1 protein-coding gene and 1 rRNA gene are annotated in these 359 nt (G+C 56.5%); one reads left to right on the plus strand and one right to left on the minus strand.

Going from position 1 to position 359, the window contains the following annotated elements; all coding sequences use genetic code 11:
- Positions 1-3: 3 nt before the first annotated feature.
- Positions 4-119, plus strand: a 5S ribosomal RNA gene (gene rrf / locus ACUN9Y_RS22250).
- A 144-nt stretch (positions 120-263) separates the two neighbouring features.
- Here the strand turns inward: rrf and ACUN9Y_RS22255 are convergent.
- A partial coding sequence (locus tag ACUN9Y_RS22255; RefSeq protein WP_445461402.1) for an IS3 family transposase occupies positions 264-359 on the minus strand: 96 nt, incomplete at its 5' end.

Here is a 359-nt window from a genome sequence, read left to right on the forward strand (position 1 = left end):
TCGCCTGACGACCATAGCGTGCGGGAACCACCTGATCCCTTGCCGAACTCAGCAGTGAAACCGCTCAGCGCCGATGGTAGTGTGGGGTCTCCCCATGTGAGAGTAGGTCATCGTCAGGCACTTATTCAGAAGAAGCCCAATTCCGAGAGGAGTTGGGCTTTTTTGCATGTATGGGGCAGACCCCGCTTTTTATTGGTGGGGCCGCGCCGAACGAAAAGGACCTCGGTGCGGTTGAGCTGACCCCCAATAGTTGGACGGTTCACTCAGCCGGCGCCCAAGGCCTGAGTCCTGTACTGTACGGGGCTCAGGCCTTTTAGTTTCAGGCGGATGCGTTCGTGGTTGTAGTAATGGATGTACTT

Source organism: Halomonas sp. V046 (assembly GCF_052645355.1).